10 protein-coding genes are annotated in these 18,604 nt (G+C 53.6%); 3 read left to right on the top strand and 7 right to left on the bottom strand.

Annotated elements, in window-relative coordinates; translation table 11 throughout:
• Nucleotides 1-24: 24 nt before the first annotated feature.
• The 4 genes from B9N86_RS15060 to B9N86_RS15045 form a co-directional block, all read right to left on the bottom strand.
• On the bottom strand, nt 25-12,180 hold the full coding sequence (locus tag B9N86_RS15060; protein WP_208919989.1) for a non-ribosomal peptide synthetase: 12,156 nt from the start codon (nt 12,178-12,180) through the stop codon (nt 25-27).
• A 28-nt stretch (nt 12,181-12,208) separates the two neighbouring features.
• Nucleotides 12,209-12,592: an aspartate 1-decarboxylase gene (panD, locus tag B9N86_RS15055; RefSeq protein ID WP_208919988.1), complete on the bottom strand. Its 384-nt coding sequence runs from the start codon at nt 12,590-12,592 to the stop codon at nt 12,209-12,211.
• A gap of 795 nt (nt 12,593-13,387) precedes the next feature.
• Nucleotides 13,388-13,723: a hypothetical protein gene (locus B9N86_RS15050; RefSeq protein ID WP_244563105.1), complete on the bottom strand. Its 336-nt coding sequence runs from the start codon at nt 13,721-13,723 to the stop codon at nt 13,388-13,390.
• A gap of 274 nt (nt 13,724-13,997) precedes the next feature.
• The gene (locus B9N86_RS15045) at nt 13,998-14,264 is read right to left on the bottom strand and encodes a hypothetical protein (RefSeq protein ID WP_208919987.1); all 267 of its coding nucleotides are present in this window, start codon (nt 14,262-14,264) and stop codon (nt 13,998-14,000) included.
• A 253-nt stretch (nt 14,265-14,517) separates the two neighbouring features.
• Here B9N86_RS15045 and B9N86_RS15040 point away from each other — a divergent pair, with 253 nt between their 5' ends.
• Complete coding sequence (locus B9N86_RS15040) at nt 14,518-15,474, top strand: ABC transporter ATP-binding protein (RefSeq protein ID WP_208919986.1); 957 nt, start codon at nt 14,518-14,520, stop codon at nt 15,472-15,474.
• A 2-nt stretch (nt 15,475-15,476) separates the two neighbouring features.
• On the top strand, nt 15,477-16,310 hold the full coding sequence (locus B9N86_RS15035; protein ID WP_208919985.1) for an ABC transporter permease: 834 nt from the start codon (nt 15,477-15,479) through the stop codon (nt 16,308-16,310).
• A 145-nt stretch (nt 16,311-16,455) separates the two neighbouring features.
• Here the strand turns inward: B9N86_RS15035 and B9N86_RS15030 are convergent, their stop codons facing one another.
• Nucleotides 16,456-16,767 (bottom strand): hypothetical protein, encoded by a 312-nt coding sequence (locus tag B9N86_RS15030; protein WP_208919984.1) that lies wholly within the window; start codon nt 16,765-16,767, stop codon nt 16,456-16,458.
• 138 nt (nt 16,768-16,905) lie between these two features.
• Nucleotides 16,906-17,061, bottom strand: coding sequence for a hypothetical protein (locus B9N86_RS15025; protein WP_208919983.1), 156 nt, complete (start codon nt 17,059-17,061; stop codon nt 16,906-16,908).
• Nucleotides 17,062-17,415: 354 nt separating this feature from the next.
• Between B9N86_RS15025 and B9N86_RS15020 the strand changes: the two genes are divergently transcribed.
• The gene (locus B9N86_RS15020) at nt 17,416-17,913 is read left to right on the top strand and encodes an SMI1/KNR4 family protein (protein WP_208919982.1); all 498 of its coding nucleotides are present in this window, start codon (nt 17,416-17,418) and stop codon (nt 17,911-17,913) included.
• A 308-nt stretch (nt 17,914-18,221) separates the two neighbouring features.
• Here B9N86_RS15020 and B9N86_RS30020 read toward each other — a convergent pair whose 3' ends face one another.
• Nucleotides 18,222-18,467, bottom strand: a complete 246-nt coding sequence (locus B9N86_RS30020; protein WP_210190689.1) for a hypothetical protein — start codon at nt 18,465-18,467, stop codon at nt 18,222-18,224.
• Nucleotides 18,468-18,604 lie beyond the last annotated feature (137 nt).

The following is an 18,604-nucleotide window of genomic DNA, read 5'->3' as shown; positions in this document are numbered from 1 at the left end:
CGCAACCCGGCTTGGCCCAAGCTGCTACGCCCCCGAGACGGCGCTGTCGGCTGCGGCGCGAAATTGCTCGACCACGCTCGACAGCAGCTCCAGATAAGCGGAAGCCCAATCCAGCACCGCCTCCTTGCTGAGGCGCCGGGCGTTGTACGTCCATACCCCGCCAAGCTCTGGCCCTTCCGACCCGCTTGGTGCGGCAGCGCCATTCATATACAGCACAACATCGAATCGTTCCAATAGCGCCTCCCGCTCCTTGAACCCGTGCTGCGCTGCTCCTGCAAATAACGGGAACAAGGCAAATCCGGCTTCGGCTTGCGGCTGCTTTCTGGTTTGCCGCACAGTATAACATTCTCCCGCGCTCACCCGTTTGGCGGCATGCCGCAGCAGCGTATCGAAATCGCGCACCTCCGCAAAGTCGATTTCCTTCGGGGCAATCAGCCCGTTGTCCGTCATTGCCGGAAGCACAAGCCGGTTGCTGCCGGACTCGCCGCGCCAGAAGTACAGATATACGGCATACGCCGCGGCTTCAACCGTTACCGAGCGGAATGCCGCAAGTTCCGCAAGCCCTTCCGCAACCTTCGTGTCCAGTTGGAACTGAACGCTGCCGATACGCTCCGCGGCATAACCGTTGCTGACGCAGTCGTCTGCCACCGGCAGACCGCTCCAGCTCCAGCTCGCGAGCTCGCGATTTCTCGACTCCAGGTAAGCCGCAAGCGATGCGATTGTCGGATAGGTGAACAAATCCGTTACGCCGAGAGCGCCGGGATACAACTCCTCCAGTCGTTGATGCGCCCGCACCAGCAGCAGCGATTCTCCCCCAACATCGAAGAAACGATGATGGATGCCGAAGTCGTCCCTTTGCAGGATTTCGCGCCATACGGCGGCAATCGTCAGTTCGATATCGCTTGCCGCTTCGACAAACGGAGTGCCGCTATCCGCCGCCAGCTCCGGCTCCGGCAGCGACTTCCGGTCGATTTTGCCGTTTGGAGACAGGGGCATGGCTGGCAGTTCCACCACGGCCTGCGGAACCATATAATCCGGCAGGCGCAACGCTGCAAAATCCCGCAGTTCCTGATGGTCCGCAGGTTCGGAGCAAACGATGTACGCGCACAAATATTCGCCTCCGCTTGCGGCGTCCCGCTTCATGACCACCGCTTCCGAAACCGCCGGATGACCGAGCAGCACATGCTCGATTTCCCCGCATTCGATGCGCTGGCCCCTCATTTTTACCTGATGGTCGATTCGGCCCAAATATTCGATCGTTCCGTCAGGCAGCCATCTGGCAAGGTCTCCTGTCCGATACATCAGACTGCCCGCCGCAAACGGATTATCGACGAACTTTTCTTCCGTCAAATCGGGCCGGCCGATATAACCCCGCGCCAGACCCGCGCCGGATATGCACAGTTCCCCGGCAATGCTGACAGGCTGGAGCTTCATCGCTTCGCTCACGATATAAAGCGAGATGTTGTCGATCGGCTTGCCAATCGGCACCTGAATCGGAATATCGCCGTCAGAGCAATCGTAATAGGAAACGTCAACCGTCGCCTCGGTCGGGCCGTACAAGTTCACAAGCCTGGCATCGAACGGAACTCCGATCCGCTCGCGGAACCGCCGCACCTGATCCGCAGTCAGCGCTTCGCCGCTGGCGAACACATGCCTTAGGCTCTCCAGGCTGGCCTCGCCGCGCAGCAAGCCGGGATGCTCCAGGAACAGGTGCAGCATGGACGGCACAAAGTGCATCGTCGTTACGCCATACCGCGCTATCGTATCCACCATAAGCGCGGGGTCCTTTTCGCCGCCCAGAGGCAACAGGACCAGCTTGGCTCCCGCAAAGCTCCACCAGAACAGCTCCCAGACCGATACGTCGAAGGTAATCGGCGTTTTCTGCATAATGACTCCGCTTGCGTCCAGTCCGTATTGCTTCTGCATCCAGCCGATCCGGTTGACAACGGAATGATGCTCGATCATGACGCCTTTCGGTTGACCGGTCGATCCCGAAGTATACAGCACATAAGCAAGCGAACGTGAATCATGCATCTTCTCCACAGGGAAGTCGTCCCGCTCCTGCGCCAGCGCCTCATGAACGTCCATAAATGGTAGGAACATCTCCAGCCCTTCCGGGGCTTTGCCCTTCGTCAAGACAAGCTTGGCTCCGGAATTGTCCAGCATGTAGCGGATTCGCTCCGGCGGCAAACCCGGCGCAACAGGCACATAAGCTCCGCCCGCCTTCAGCACGCCAAAGATTGAAATCATCATCTCCAGGCTGCGATCCATCACGACGGCCACGCGCTCCTCACACTTGACACCTTGCTTTCTGAGCGCCTGCGCCAGCCGGTTCGACCTCCGGTTCAATTCCGCATACGTCAATGCTCCGTCCTCCGCCGCAACCGCAACGGCCTGCGGCGTTTCCGCCGCTTGTCTTTCGAGGTAAACCTCTACCGTATCGCCGCTTGCATACGGCGCAGCCGTACGATTGAACGCTTCGCTCTGCTTCTCCGCCGCCGCGGCGCCGAGCAGCCCGATCCCTCTGAGCGGCCGCTCCGGCTCGGCCAGTGCAATGCCGACAATACGGAAATACCATTCCGCCATTCTGCGTATGCTGTCTTCTTTAAACAGCGCCGTCGTATATTCGATCGTCAAGGCTGCGCCTTTTGCGCCCTGATCCGCTATCTCAAACGTCATGTCCAGCTTCGATACGCGATTGTCCGGCACTTGTGCCTCGAATTGCAAGGCGTCCGCCGCCGCCTGTCCTGCCTCCATATGCTGCATGACAAACATCGTGTCAAACAGCGGATTGCGGCTCAGATCGCGCGGTATATCCAGCATCGTCACCATATGCTCAAACGGGAGCAAGCCGTTATCCAGCGCCGAAAGCGCAGTTTCTTTGAGCTGCTCGGTGAACGCTCTGAACGGGAGTTCGCCGGATGGCCTGCTGCGAATCGGCAGCGTATTGACAAACATGCCGACGAGAGACTTGGTTGCGGGATGGAAGCGGCCGGCGATCGGCGTGCCGACAATAAGATCGTCTTGCCCCGTCATCAGATGCAATAGCGTATGGTAGGCGGCAAGCCAGATATGAAATGGCGTAACGCCCCATTGCTCCGCCGCCGCTCCGATCCCCTCGGCAAGCTCCACCGGAATCGGCAGCGCAAGCTTGGCGCCTTCGAAGCTTTGTTCAGGGGGACGCGGATAATCGGTCGGCAGTTGCAGCACAGGAAGCGTACCCGCTAGCCGGAACGCCCAATATTGCTCCTGCTGCTCTCTCGCCTCCGAAGCCATCCACTCCTGCTGCCAAACGGCGGCATCCTTATAGTGAATGGGCAGCGGCTGCAAGGAGCCGCCGCTATATAGTTGCTCGAAATCGCGCGCCATCACATTCATGGACACGCCGTCGGCGACGATGTGGTGAATGTCCAGCAGCAGCGTATGCCGACTTTCGCCGTCCGTCGCGAGAAACGCCCGAATTAACGGAGCCTTTCGCAAATCGAACGGGCGGACGACCGCGCGCGCAAATGTATTCAAGTCCGCCGCATCCATCAAGGCATGCACGGCGAGTTCAAACGAAACCCGTTCATGAACACGCTGCACCGGCTTGCCGTCTGCCCAGTCAAAGCTGGTGCGCAGCGGTTCATGGCGGTCAATCAGCCCTTGAATCGCCTCGCGAAGCCTGTCCTGATCAAGCTTGCCCGTCAGGTTCAGAGCGAGCGGAAGATTGTAGGCCGTGCTGCCCTGATAAAGCTGCTGCAGCACAAACAGCCTGTTCTGCGCGAGCGACAACGGGTAGAACGGCCGGCTTTCCGCCCGGGCAATAACCGCGGCCCGCTTGGGGGTCGCGTTATCGATGCGGGCCGCCATTTCCCGCAGCAGGGGAGCGTCGAACACATCCTTCATGGCAAACGCCGCTCCATAACGCTGCTCGATCAAGCCCGCAAGCTGCGCGGCGCGCAAGGAATGGCCGCCCAATTGGAAGAAATGGGCTTCTCTCCCGATCGCCGCCGGGTCGTCCGGCTCGCTTGCGGCCAGACCGAGCACCTCCCGCCAAAGCTCGGCCAGCCGCTGCTCCGTCGGCGTAGCCGGCGCCTCGCCGCAAGCCGCCGGTTCAGCGAACCTGGGCTGCGGCAGGCGGCTGCGGTCGGCTTTGCCGCTCGGACTCAGCGGAAACGCTTCGATAGCAACAAAATACGAAGGTATCATATACTCCGGCAGCAGTTCCTTAAGTGCGGCCCGTAGGCTCGCTTCCTCCGGCGCCTTCCCGTCCGCTGTCACGAGATATGCGCAAAGCGCCGGCTCTCCCGCAGGGTCCGTCACCGCCGTCACCACGGCATCGCGAACTTCCGCCTGCAAGAGCAGCACGTGCTCGATCTCGCCGCATTCAATGCGGAGGCCGCGTAGCTTGACCTGATGGTCAAAGCGTCCCAAATATTCAATATTACCGTCCGGTAGCCACCTTGCGCGATCGCCCGTACGGTACAGCTTCTCTCCTGCGGCAAACGGATTCGGAACAAAGCTTTGCTCCGTCAAATCCGGCCTGTTGCGATATCCGCGCGCAAGACCGGCACCCGCGATGCACAGCTCGCCGGACACGCCGATCGGCTGCGGTCTCATCCACTCGTCCACAATGTAGAGCCGGATGTTATGGATTGGCTTGCCGATCGGAATCGTACCCGCTTGAGCTTCCGAGCAATCGTAGTAGCTGACATCGACCGTCGCTTCCGTCGGGCCGTATAGATTAATGAGCCGGCATCGGCCGTCGCCGCGCTCCATCAGGTTGTAAAAACCTTCGACATGCGCGGGCTTGAGCGCTTCGCCGCTCGCAAATACGTATCGCAGGGAACAAAGCTCGCCGCCTCTGCCGCTGTCCGCCGCATAGGGCAAAAAGACGCCCAGCATGGACGGCACAAAATGCATAACCGTAACCGCCTGCTCCTCAATCGCGCGCAGCATAACCGATGGCTCCTTCTCCCCACCGGGCTCCAGCAAATAAAGCGAAGCGCCGGCAAAGCTCCACCAGAACAGCTCCCATACGGAAACGTCGAACGTAATCGGCGTTTTTTGCAAAATAACGTCGCGCTCATTCAGCGGATAAGCCGTCTGCATCCAGTTCAGCCGGTTGATCGCCGCACGGTGCTCCACCATAACGCCTTTGGGTTTGCCGGTGGAGCCTGACGTATAAATGACATACGCCAAATGCTCGGGGCCCGCTTGAGGCGACAAGTCCGTTGCTTCTTCGCCCCTCGGCAGCTCCGATGCGGCGGCAGCCGCAAGCGCGTCCAGATCGAGCGTTTGTCCCTGGAAGGTCGGGAGCGTATGAATCCACTTGGCCCCCGCCAGAAGCAGCCTGGCCCCGCTATCCTCCAGAATGCCACGGATCCGCTCGGGCGGATGCTCCGGGTCGATTGGCAAATAGGCCCCTCCCGCCTTGAGCACCGCCATGATCGCAATCATCATGGACAACGAGCGCTGAGCGGCAATCGGCACAATCGTTTCGACCGCAACCCCCTTGCCTCTTAGCACGGCAGCCATGCGTTCGGCGCAGTCATTCAGCTCCCCGTACGTCAGCGAGCCTTCGGGCGACCGCACCGCCGGGAAGTCCGGCCACTGCCGGGCGGATTCGGCGAACCATCCGTGAATCGTCTTCTCCGCCGGGAACGGATGTCCCGTATCATTCCATGTCGCAAAGGCGGCTTCTTCGGCAGGCGTCGCCATTGCAACGTCGCCACAGATCAGGTCGGGACTGGCGGCCGTTTGCTCCAAAATGTAAAGCAGCCGCGCCGCCAACCGCTCCATCGTGCCTTTATGGAACAATCCCGTATTATACTCCAGCTCCGCTCGCAGACCGCCTTCGCCATCGCTGTACAGATCGAGCTTGAAGTCCAGCTTGGATGTTCCGTGGCTGACGGGCAAAGGCTCCATGCTCCAACCATTGCCGCGCGCCGCCAGCTTCTCGTCTTCAAACTGATTGTGAACGATTAGCATCGTATCGAACAGCGGGTTGCGCGACGGGTCATGCGGATACCGGGCAGCTTCCATCATGTGCTCGAAGCTGACATCGCCATGCTCGTATGCGGCAAGCAAACGCCCATGGGTCTCGCTGACAAACTCCAGGATCGACAGCTCGTCCACCACCCGCATCCGAATCGGCAGAAACTGGTTGAACATGCCGATCATCTGGGCCGTGTCCGGATGCGTCCGGCCTGCCGCCAAAGAACCGATTGCAAATTCCGACTGATGCGTCGTTCTCTTGAGCAACAGCGCGTAAGCCGCAAAAAGCAAGCTGTTCATGCTCGCTCCGGCTCTTGCGGCCGTCTCTTTCAGCCGTGCGGCGAGCGCCGCCGGAATGTGGAAGGTATACGTATCGCCCGCAAATGTCTGACGGTCGCCGCGCGGTCGATCCAGCGGCATATCGAGCGGCGCCGGCGGCTCTGCAAGCTGCTCCGTCCAAAATGCTCGGCTTGCCCTGGCCCGCTCCGAGCCGGACTGTCGCTCCTGCCAAACGGCATAATCCTTGTAATGCAGAGCCGGCGACGCAAGTTCCGCGCCGTCGATCAAAGCGGTCAACTCCTCCAGCAGCAGCTTGACGGATATGCCGTCCGCCGCGATGTGGTGGATGTTGAGCAGCAGATAGGCCTCCGCTCCTTCCGATTCGGGCCGGCAATAACATGCGGCGAGCAGCGGCGCTGCAGCAAGTTCGAGCGGCCGGAAAAACTCGCTCAAGTATCCCGGCAGCGGCGTCTCCGCGAGCTCCGCCGTTTGAAGAACAAAGGTGGCCGAATCGTGCACGATCTGGGCCGGAACGCCGTCGATCCAATGATAGGAGGTCCGTAGTGGCTCATGCCGTTCGATCAACTTCCGAAGCGCTGTCCCGATTCTGGTCTCACCCACCGCACCCGACAGTTTAAGCGCAAGCGGAATATGGTAGGTTAGTCCGATATCAGCCATGCTTTCCGCCAAAAACATGCGCCGCTGCGGCGGGCTGAGCGGATAGGATGCGGCTTTTGGCGCGTCCACAACAGGTTCGTACGCTTCCTTGGCAGCCCTGTCGATCCAGGCCGCCTGCTCTCTGACCGTCGGCAGCTTGAAAATTTCCTGAAGCGGCATGCGCACCCGGCAATGCTTGTAGATTGCCGAGGTCAATGCGGCCGCCTTCAGGGAATGGCCGCCATGCTCAAAGAAGTGGTCAAGCGCGCCAACCTGCCCCGCATGAAGCACTTCTTGCCACAATCCTGCAACAATGATCTCCGTATCTGTGGCGGGCGCTTCATATGGGAGCGTACGCTCCGGCGCAGGCAGACGTGTTTTGTCCACCTTGCCGCTCCCGTTCAGCGGCAGCTTCTCCAACTGCACAAACGCGGCGGGAATCATAAATGCCGGCAGCTTGCCTGTCAGTTGGCTCCGAACGCTTGCCTGCCCTTCGGTTCGCTCCGCAACGATATAAGCGCATAAAGACGGTGCGCCGTCATTCTCGATCAGCGCCACAAACGCTTCCTTGACGCCCGCGCAATCCAATAGCCTGCTTTCGATTTCGCCCAATTCAATCCGGTAACCCCGCAGCTTGACCTGGCTGTCGATCCGGTCCAGAAACTCCAAATTTCCGTCAGGCAAGCGGCGCACCAGGTCGCCGGTTCCGTACACGGTTTCGCCTTCCCGGAACGGATGCGGCCGGAATTTCGAAGACGTCTGCTCCGGCAAATTCACATAGCCGGATGCGACACCGTCGCCCGCAATCCACAGCTCGCCCGGCACCCAGTCCGGCTGCAATCGGCCCTGCTCATTCAGCACCAGTGTCTCTGAACGCGCAATCGGTGCGCCGATCGGTACGGTGGCCGTTCCTTGCCCGTCCCATGTCTCCGTAATCGGATAACAGGTAGCGAACACCGTCGATTCCGTTGGCCCGTAGACATGCAGCAGCACGCCCGGTCCAAGCGCGCGGAGCGCTTTGCGGATATGCGGCACGGAAGCCCGCTCTCCGCCAAATAAAATATGACGCAGGCTGCGCAGCGACTCCAGCCCATGATCGACCAGCGTATTGAACAGCGCCGTCGTCACAAAGAATACAGTAATGCCTCTGCCCTTAATCAGCTCGGTCAGCCGAACAACGTCGGCAACCTCTTCCTCGCCGACCAGCGTCAGCTTCGCCCCGTTCAGCAGCGCTCCGTACAAATCGAACGTTGAGCCGTCAAAGGCATAGTTGGAAAGCTGCAACAGTACATCGTTTTCCGAAATACTTACATAATTGGTATGGACGGCAATCCGGGACACATTGCGATGCGTGGTCATAATCCCTTTCGGTTTGCCAGTCGAGCCGGACGTGTACATGATATAAGCGAGATCGTCCGCCGAGCCGTCGATGTCCAGATCATGGCCGGACTCGCCAGCCCAACTCGTATCAAGTCCATCTATGTCGACGACATCTATGCTGTCTCCAGCAAGCCGGGCGCCCATCTCCACCGTCGCAGCTGAAGCCACGATCGCCCGCGCTTCCGTATCCTGCAGCATAAACAAAATCCGTTCTTCGGGATATTGCGGGTCGATCGGCACATAGACGGCTCCCGCTTTCAGCACAGCCAATATCGCCGCAATCATATCGGGCGAGCGCAAGAACAGCAGCGCCACCTTCGCCCCCGGCACGACACCGCGCCGCACAAGCGCGCGCGCGAACCGGTTGGCACGTTCGTTTAGCTCTCTGTAGGTATACGCTCGCTCGCCCATTTCAATGGCAATCTGCTGCGGTGTCACCATCGCTTGCCGTTCAAACAGCCTGTGCAGCGACAGTTCCTGCGGCGGTGGGGCGAATGAACGGCTAAGCCAGAGCAGCCGTTCCCGCTCTTGCGCATCGATGGGATCAAGCTCGCCAAGCGCCGTATGCGGCTGCGCGGCGACGGCCCGGGCCAGCGCTACATAATGCTGGGCCAATTGCGCGGCGGCCCGCTCATCGTACAAATCCAGCGCATACTCTAGCGTAAATGCGATACTAACGCCGTTATCCGCGCACTCCCAAGTCAGGTCGAACTTGGCCGAGCCGCTGTCCATCGCTTGGGGCGTATAAACGACATCCTTGCCCCGCCATTCGGGCAGCTCCATATTTTGCAGCGTAAACACTGAATCGAACAGCGGATTCCGCCCGTATTCCCGCTTCACATTCGCCAGCTCGGCTATTTCTTCATAAGGCACATCCCCGTTGCCGATAGCCGCCAGCACCTCCCTATGGACCTGCTTCAGCCATTGATCGAAGCGCAAGCCGCTTTGCCCGCGCAGGCGGATCGGAACCATGTTGACGAACATCCCGACTACGTTTTGCAGTTCTGGCCGCACCCGTCTCGCGGCTGCCGTGCCGACAACGATGTCGGATTCGCCCGTATATTTCGCCAGCAACGCATAATAGATCGACAGCAGGACGGTGTATAACGTTACGCCCTCGCGTCTAGCCAACGCCCGCAGCGATCTGGCAAGCACCGGCTCCAGTTCGAAGCGCTCCATTGCCCCGCGATAGCTTGGCGTCTGCGGCCTTTGACGGGGGTATGGAAGGGCCGGAGACGGCACGTCATCCCGAAAGATTTCGCGCCAATAAAGCTTTTGGCGCTCCATCCAGCCGCCATTTCGGCCCGCTTCCTCCCACAGCGCCATATCTCCGCTATGAATGGATAACGTCTCCGGTGCGTTCCCCTCGTAAAACCTCGTAAGATCGGACATCAAAATGCCCATCGACGTTCCGTCCGTAATGATATGATGCATGTCCAGCAGCAGTACGCTTGACTCGCGATCTAGGCGCACAAGCTCCATGCGCAGCAGCGGCGCTTGCTCCAGACGAAACGGCTGCAGGCAGCTGCGCTGCCGCAACGCCAGCTCATGCGCCGACCAGCCGCTTCCGTCAACGATGGTAAGCGGCGGCTCGACCGTCTGATCGATGCGCTGCATCACATTGCCTTCTTCCATATAAAAGGACGCCCGCAGCGCCGGATGCCGCTCTATCAGCGCCCGCCACGCCGCGCGGAATCGTTCGATATCGAGCGGGCCCTTCACCTGGACCGCAAACGGCAGATTGTAGCCCAGCAGCCCCGGATTCAGCTCTTCTAAAATGAACAGCCGCTTTTGCGCCGAGGTCGCCGGATAAACCGTCCGCTCCTCCGCTTTGGTCACCGGCGGCGCAATTGCGGCGGCGGCAGTTCCTTCGCCCTCCTGCGCCTTTTGCTCCAGCAAAGCGGCTAGCGAATTCACCGTATCATGCAAAAACAGCTCGGTAAGCGTAAGCTCGACGCCAAACGCCTCTTGCAGCCTGACGGCGGCATAAGCCGCCTTGAGCGAATTGCCTCCTTGCTCGAGAAAGCTGTCCTTCCGGCCTATGTAATCCTTTTTCAACACCTCGCGCCAGACGGACACGATCCGTTGCTCCGTCTCCGTAGCCGACTCCAAGCCGACATCCCCGTGCAAGGCATCGCCGCCTTCCGCATCACAGCGCGTAAGCGCGGCCGATGCTTCCAGCTCCGTCAGCTCGGCAAGCGCTTCGGCAAACTCTCCTTCGCGCAGCGCTTCCGCCAATACGTAGCGTTGAATTTTGCCGGAGGTCGTTTTCGGAATTCGCCGAACGGGGACAACAAAAGGAACGTCCAGACCGGCCGATCCGTTCAGCAGTTTTTTCACCTCGGCCATCAGCGGTACAAATCCGCCGGTCTTGCCGCGATGTTGAATAAAAACTGCGATCGCATCCCGTTTGGTCGTCGCATCCTGAACGGCGGCAATCGCCGTTTTCCCGATTTCGGCCCCTTTCAGGCCGCTGATCAACGCCTCCAGGTCATGCGGATACACATTTTGCCCATTGACGAAAATGACGTCCTTCATGCGACCGGTCACATATAAACGCCCTTCCAGCAAGAAACCCAAATCTCCTGTATTCAGCCATCCGTCCGGGGAAATCGTTTGCTTGTTTACATCGTGCCGCTTATAGTAGCCGCTTGTAACGTTGCGGCCTCTAATATGAATCAAGCCTACGCTGCCTGCTGCCGAAGGGTTTCCCGCTTCGTCGCAAATGCGCACCTCGCACTCTTGTACGGGGAAACCCAGCTCGACGATCTCGATCGCGGCATGATCCCCGTGCGCGGCCATTCGTACAGGCTGTCCAACAGCGAGTGATTGGCGCTCAAGCTTAACGGTATTCAGGTGATCTTCCGTCCCCGGGAACGTCACGGCCAGACTCGCTTCCGCAAGCCCGTATACCGGGAAAATGCAATTCCCCTTTAACCCGTACGGATTCATCGCCTCCAGAAAATCGCGGCAATGGGCGGCCGATATCGGTTCGGCCCCGTTAAAAATCAGCCTGACGCAAGACAAATCCCATGCCGCCGCTCCTTCCGGCTTCCAATGCTGCAGAAAATGCACATAACCGAAATTCGGCGAAGAGAGGCATGTCACCCGATGCTTATGCGTAAGTTCCAGCCATTTCATCGGATGAAGCACAAACGTCGAGGTCGGCAAGTGCAACTGATTCATGCCGCAAAACAGCGGCGAAAGATGAAAGCCGATGAGCCCCATATCATGCGTCAGCGGCAGCCAGCTTAGCGAAGAATCCCGCTCCGTCGACTGTGCCCCATGGATAATGGCTCGCATGTTCGACAGAAGATTGCCGTGCGTCAGCACGACCCCCTTCGGGTCTCCGGTAGAGCCCGATGTAAACTGGATGAATGCGGTGTCCGTCTCGGCTGCGTCATACGGCTCCGCCTCAGGCCGGCCTGAATCCGCAGCCGCCGCAAGCACCTCCGCAATCGGCACGCTGCCAGACTCGAGCTGGGCCAGCGCCTCCGCTTCTCCGTGCTTCAAAGCGTAGCCTTGAATTCCCGGCCAAAGCTCTTCATCGCAGAGCAATCTAAGCGCTTCCAACTGCTTGCATACCTGGATCAGCTTTTTGCGTCCTTCGTCCGTACGCGCCGCCGTCACAGGTACGGGGACAATGCCGCCGAGCACACAAGCCCAGAACAGAAGGATAAATCGTTCGTTATCTTCCGTCTGCAAGACGGCAAAGTCTCCTGGCCCAAGTCCCCGCTCGCGCAGCAGATGGAGCACCCTTCCGGCCAATGCAAGTAATTGGCCGTACGACAAGTAGCGCTCCTGACCACTTTCGCAAAATAAAATTCCCGCATCGTTTTTCTTGCGCGCCAGCAATACGCCGGACAAATTACGAATGGTTCTCATAGTCGGCAGCCCTCCGTTCTGTTCTTTATCACAGCGTTGTGGAATGCAGTTCTTGATAATCCTCCGTTACGATGCGATTATGCTCGTCCATAATGACGACATGCGGACGATACGTACGGGCTACCGATTCCTCCATCATTGCGTAAGAAATAATAATGACGCGGTCGCCCGGCTGCACCAGTCTGGCAGCGGCGCCGTTCAAGCAAACCATACCCGAGCCTCTTGGGCCGGTTATGACATACGTCTCCAGCCTGGCTCCGTTATTTATATTGACAACTTGCACTTTTTCGTTCTCCAGAATGTTCGATGCATCCAAAATATCCTGATCGATGGTTATGCTTCCTACGTAATTCAAATTGGCCTCTGTCACGACAGCATGGTGAATTTTGGACTTATGCATCTCTCTAAACATGAATACACTCTCCTCTTCTTATAACGAACGTTATTTCCCAAATATTCTTTTTAAGGAACATTCAGAGTGCAAACAAACCTACATTGTTTCTCTGTCTTAACGAAAAAGAACAAGCTGGAGCAATCAAGCCGTTCAAAAAAGAGATTCTGAGGCAAATTCGTGTTAATGTGGCGGTTCGTGTGGAATAAGCAAGTTCATGCTTATGTGTGGGATCATGCTGAATGGGTAATTTCAAGCGATTGTGAGAGGTTATGTTGACTGGCAAGTTCATGCTTTTTGTGTGTGGAATCTTGCTGATTGGGCAAGCTCATGCTATTGGACGAGGTCATGCTAATTAGATAGGTCTATGCTATTGTGCGGGTTCCAGTTGATTGAAAATTCCGACAGTAGAAACAAAAAACGTGGCTTGTACATCACAGCAGCTCATCATACAGGCAGTTCAGTGCTGCAAAGGGGGAAAATCGTCCCGTAATGAGGTGTAGCGGTAATGAATTAAAGTGTTGCAGCGCAAAATGTATAGGAAATTTCTTGAAACCTACCCTTATAGTAGTGCTAAACTTTCACTTGCGATAGGGAGATAATCTTACAATAGAGGGGAAAATTCCTTTTTTCTTTTTTGATCAGCCCTACCAGAGATTGAGAGCTCTTTGCAAAAAAGCATTACCGATCTTGCTTGAAAACAGCAGCTTAACAAACAAAAACATATTAAAAATCGTAACTTTGTAACGAATGGATTGATGGCAATAGTGGAGCGCTTTTTTGCGGTCGTAACGGTTCAAATGTTAGCATTAAAATCTACTTTTCTTTCGAAAGGTCATCTAAAATCCGTTTAAAATAACGACGATCGTCTTCTTCCAAGTAAAAATAGGGTTCCTCCAATACAAGTGTAGGCTGATGCGTTAAAAAGGCACGCAGCAATGTCACATACATCCTTTTCGATGAGCTTAGTACCCTAATTTTTACCTTCCGTTCTTCTTTTAAAGCAAAATAATCCATTAATAGAGCGACATGCTCATTCCTCTCCGTTACTTTGATTAGAAAAGTGATTAGCTCTTCTACTGTTAAACGCATATACTCGCCTTGTTGAGCTCGAAATAAATAATATTGGGAATGATCCACTAATTGATTCATTAAAATCTGTTTTCGCTTCAAGTCCGTTATAATGTCATAATTAATTCGATCTTCGGTAGAAATAATTCCCCATCATAATACATTGGTTGAAATTGCATACCGTCTTCCCGGTCTGTGCCACTATAGGATATATATTACAATTATAATGTTGGGATACTTTTTTGTTAGTTTCTATTGAAAATTATAACAGCATGTATCAGTATATATTTTGACCATAGAATAGATATCAACAATACATAGGTCGGGAAAATACGATGAGAGGGGATTTTTCATGCTACAACGCATTCAAAACTTGGATCGGCTCATTCACTCGCGATAGAGCATAGACCGAAGACGTTACGCCAGTGTCAAAGTCGCTGGATCTGACGTACCCTTCTACGTCATTTGTTCCTATGGCCGCAATAAAATCGGGTTCATGTCCGATGGTTTCCGCTGACAATGCAGAACCGAATGTTTCTTCTTTTTCATTCTTCTCGTAAGCTGTCCGCGATTGTATCTCCGTAAGGGTATGATCCGAACTGTATCTTTTTCCGTTAATCATCTATACTCCCCAGAGACAGTGGATTCAGGAGCTCCGCATGCTGTCTGCGTCCTGAGACGGAGACGAAAACCATTCTGCCGTCCCTCACTCCTAGTCAGAGCAATAAGTTATCTTTATATTAATGCCTGTTGATATACCGTTAAGTATACTTAGGCATCCTCCAACAAAAGAATTTATCAGTCAAAGAATACATACTCTCTCTGGATTTAGACACGCAGCGGCAAAAACATAGTTCGAACTGAAAGGGGCAAGAATGATGAAGCTGATCTATCAATTAGAGCATGTGAATAAAACGTACAAAAAAGGAAAGGTTGTCGCCAATCAAAACATTAGCTTCGACGTTCAACAAGGGGAAATTCTCGGTTTGCTCGGTCCGAATGGAGCAGGCAAATCCACGCTAATCAAGCAGATGGTAGGCCACCTTGCTCCCACCTCAGGCACGGTACGCTATAAAGGAACCAGCGTACAGACACAAACAAAGCGAGTTGCCCAGGAGGTGGCCTACTACTCACAAGAGCCTCACGCCCTGACCAGTTTAAAAACCTGGGAAGCTTTGTATTTTACAGGAAGATTGCGGGGGTTGACGAAGGGGGCCGCCGTAAAGCAAACAGAGGAATTATTGGAACGCTTTGGAATGCAGGACCTCCGTCATAAGCTGCTGAAAAACGTTTCCGGTGGACAGAAACGTTTAATTGGGATTGGTACTTGCTTGATCGGTTTTTCCCCCGTCATGATCCTGGATGAACCGACCAATGAACTGGACCCTAAAAAGAGAAGGCTCGTATGGGATCTGATTCAAGAACGCAATCGGCAAGGAGTAACCATAATCTTGGTGACACACAACGTGCTGGAGGCCGAACAGGTCGTGGACAGAGTAGCTGTTGTAAATCACGGCAAGCTATTGGCCATCGATCATGTCAGTGTCTTAAAACAAAGGGTCGATCAGAGGATGAAGCTGGAAATTACGACCTCCCTAGGCGAAAGCGATCATGTTTGCCGAAGCTTAAGCGCGCTGGGACAGTGGACCAAAGTGGGAGAAAACCGAATCCGGGCACTGATCGAGAAGCAGAACGCCAGCTACGCGATTGACTGCCTGACCCAGCAGCATTTACCGATTGAAGAATATTCGTTGGTCCCGCCGAATCTTGAAGATGTCTATTTTCATATCGACGACGAACAGGATAAGCCTGCCAATGCGGAGGTGGTCTAAACATGGAAAAGATGAAATCTTCAATGCAAAGCCAAGACTTGCAACTGCAAGAAGCGGTCTTTATCCAAGGGCGCGAGCAGCAGAGCATAATCCAACGTAGAATTATGGAATGGCTGATTTTGGCCCGCATTCAATTCACGATTATCCGCGAGGCATGGGTTTGGATTTTCATCATGGCATGCATGTTTCCGTTAACAACGCTGATGTTTCTCAAATTCTTTACGGTCGACCCAACGCCGGCTGTCATGACACGTATTATTACAGGGAATATGCTCTTCGGCTTAATCGTCATGGGACTCAATTCCATGGCTCAGGAGATATCTTGGCAGAAGCATCAAGGCCACTTCACGTACTATTCGTCCCTGCCGATTGCCAAGGTAAACTTCATCTTCGCCAATCTGCTGCGCGGCTTGATCATGAGCGTACCGTCTTTTATTATCCTGGCGATGATTGGTCAACTTGCTTACGGCATTCAATTCCACTACAGCTGGGGACTTGTCCCTGTATTGCTGCTCACCGTCTTTAGCGTGGTTGGCGCGGGTGTACTGATCGGCTTCTGGTCGCCTAGCCATCAATTGACGAATATGCTGGTTCAGGCGTTGATGATGTTCATTTCGTTTTTGACGCCAGTCATGGTGGATATGGATCAATTGCCTGCGATCCTGCAGTGGTTCTCTTATATCTTCCCAACCACTTACGCCGCCGAGGCCATGCGGGAGGTGCTGATTTCGGGCTGGTCCGGGTCTGTCGCTTGGAACACGCTTGTACTCTTGCTTTTCTCGCTGATTTCCATCGTATTGATCTTGAAAAAGGTAGATTGGCGTGTTGAGAAGTAAGGAGAAGTTCTGTCCGTGCCTCGATTAGTCAATGGAAGAGTGCCCTTCCCCTCCTTGTCCGCTTATAAGGCGCAGTTCATTTTTTCCGAAAAAACGAGAGGGCTTCTAATGGACGTTGAACATACGGATCTGGCCTTAAAAAGCATCACGAGCAGCTAAGCCCTGCCAGTTCCGTAACCTTCATAACTTCCAGACAATCAGAAGCAATATTTATTTCTTCGTCATTAAATAGATAAGGACAGATTTCTTTCAACAAATAACCCGTCCCATAAGCAGCTAACATTAAGGTCATAACTCTTTTTATATCTTCATTGGATAATATTGTCTCAGATACAACTTCACCGTCTTGGTTTAATGACTCAATAGCAATTCGTTTATTAAGCATTTCTGAAGGTACATTGTATTCGGGTACATCCGCCCAGCCGAAAGTTGTAGCTCTAGAAATTGAATATCTCATATCTATACACTTCCCCCTTGGGAAAGAAACTCTTGGAGAATGCATGATGATAACGTGGCTTCTCCCTATATTTAAATTCATAAAGGGCAACCACTGCCTGATGGATTCGTAGAAATGATTTACCCAACTCTAAATTGATCAGTTATCCGCTACTTGGAAGTACGAGTCGTCGTGTGTAATCGCAATTACGATCTTCCCTTTCGCACTCGCACTCAATTCTGGTAGCAAATGTTCGTAGAAGAATTGACGGTATTCTGGGTCTTGGTCAGCTGCCCACTCATCAAATAGAGTCATTTAGTTTTCCCATCACTGTTCGCGCTTTTGCCCTTATAGGCTCTAATTCATCTTTATTCAGCGTTGGCTGTCTGTCCTTGATACTAGAATAGATCTCCCTTGCTGGTGTTGTAGTTTACTAAGTCTGTAAATAAGACTTTTGAAGTTTGGTGTATCAATAGCTCTTCAATTTAGTATTTTCTTAGTGTATTTACACTAACGGGTGCAATAGTTAAAGATGAGATCGCTGCGGTGGTCTTTTTGCTTGTTCAGAAAACGGGCAGTTTAGTTCAAAAAGGATATGGAAAAGTCCAACTAGAATAATAATCATAGCCTATAAGAAATTGGAGTGAATAATGTGGGAGAAGGTGGACTATGAATAACAAAACTAATGAATTTATTATTTGGGCTGAAGAAAACGGTTGGGCTATAACCAAAAATCTGGATTTTAATTTAAATTTAGGTGGTAGCTTTATATCTAGATATAAAGAAATTCCTAATGAATACTTAGGTTTTTTAAGTGTTGTAAAACAATGCATCACACCTAATGAGAAGACTTGGTTTCTTTGTGAGGATGAATACAATAATAGCTCAGATATTGCGTTTAAATGGAATGAATTTGAATTGCTCGGCTTAGAAGCAGCAATGGATGATGATATATGGAAATCAGAAATAACTGCGTGGTGGGATAATTACCTGCCAATAGTTATGTCAGTTGATGGTGGATATTCCTTCTATGCGATTGATTTAACAAATGAAATAGGTGCTATTGTACGTGGATATGAACCTGAATTTGAAGAAGTTGAAAAAGCAGCAAATAATCTTGAAGAATTTTTTGAAGTAATTATGTCGAACTCAATAGAGTTCCAGTGATAAAAAAAGTAATGCAGTATGGTTTGTTCAATAAATGTCTATCAAAATCAAACAAAGTTTGTGAAGGTGACATCGAGAATTCCAGCGAATATCCCCCCATTCTCTTCGAAGTCAAGCAGCCGCTCTTGATCAGAGAATGAACAATTCATATGTACAAGTTTGAATTACAAAAAAGCCTCGAATCTTCTAGGTTTTTGGGGACTTAAGTATTAGATATTTATCTAATCGGCAAAAGGTACAAGTTCTTGTCCTCGACTCGGGACAAGAACTTGTACCTTTAAAACAATAAAGCCGCTAAATAGCGATTTTCAATGGGACCATGTTATTGTCCCCCGACAATAAGCCAAGGTGTGATATTTTGCAGCAAGTTCCCGCTCCTGTTGTCCACCCTCGCCCCGCCAGTGTACAGCACGAGAATAAACTACCTCGATATAAAATCCCTTCCCGACTTCCGTTGACGTCATTTCTTCCATTACCTCACAGACAGCTTCGCAGGGCCATAACTGGGCCATTTCCTCACTGGTTACATCTGCACGTCCATCAAGTGAACCCAACGCCTCAGAAATGTAATAACTCTCTTTGAAAAATCAACACCGGTTACGTCATACCACATACCCGAAAGTCTTTTTGCGTAAAGCCCCGGCCCGGCAGCCGAGGCCAAGGATTTTTCCATTTGCCGGGATGACGCCGG

The sequence above is a fragment of the Paenibacillus uliginis N3/975 genome, assembly GCF_900177425.1.
Taxonomy (GTDB): domain Bacteria; phylum Bacillota; class Bacilli; order Paenibacillales; family Paenibacillaceae; genus Paenibacillus_AQ; species Paenibacillus_AQ uliginis.
Note: the sequence above shows the minus strand (reverse complement) of the source record. Positions and strands in the feature narration are given on the sequence as shown.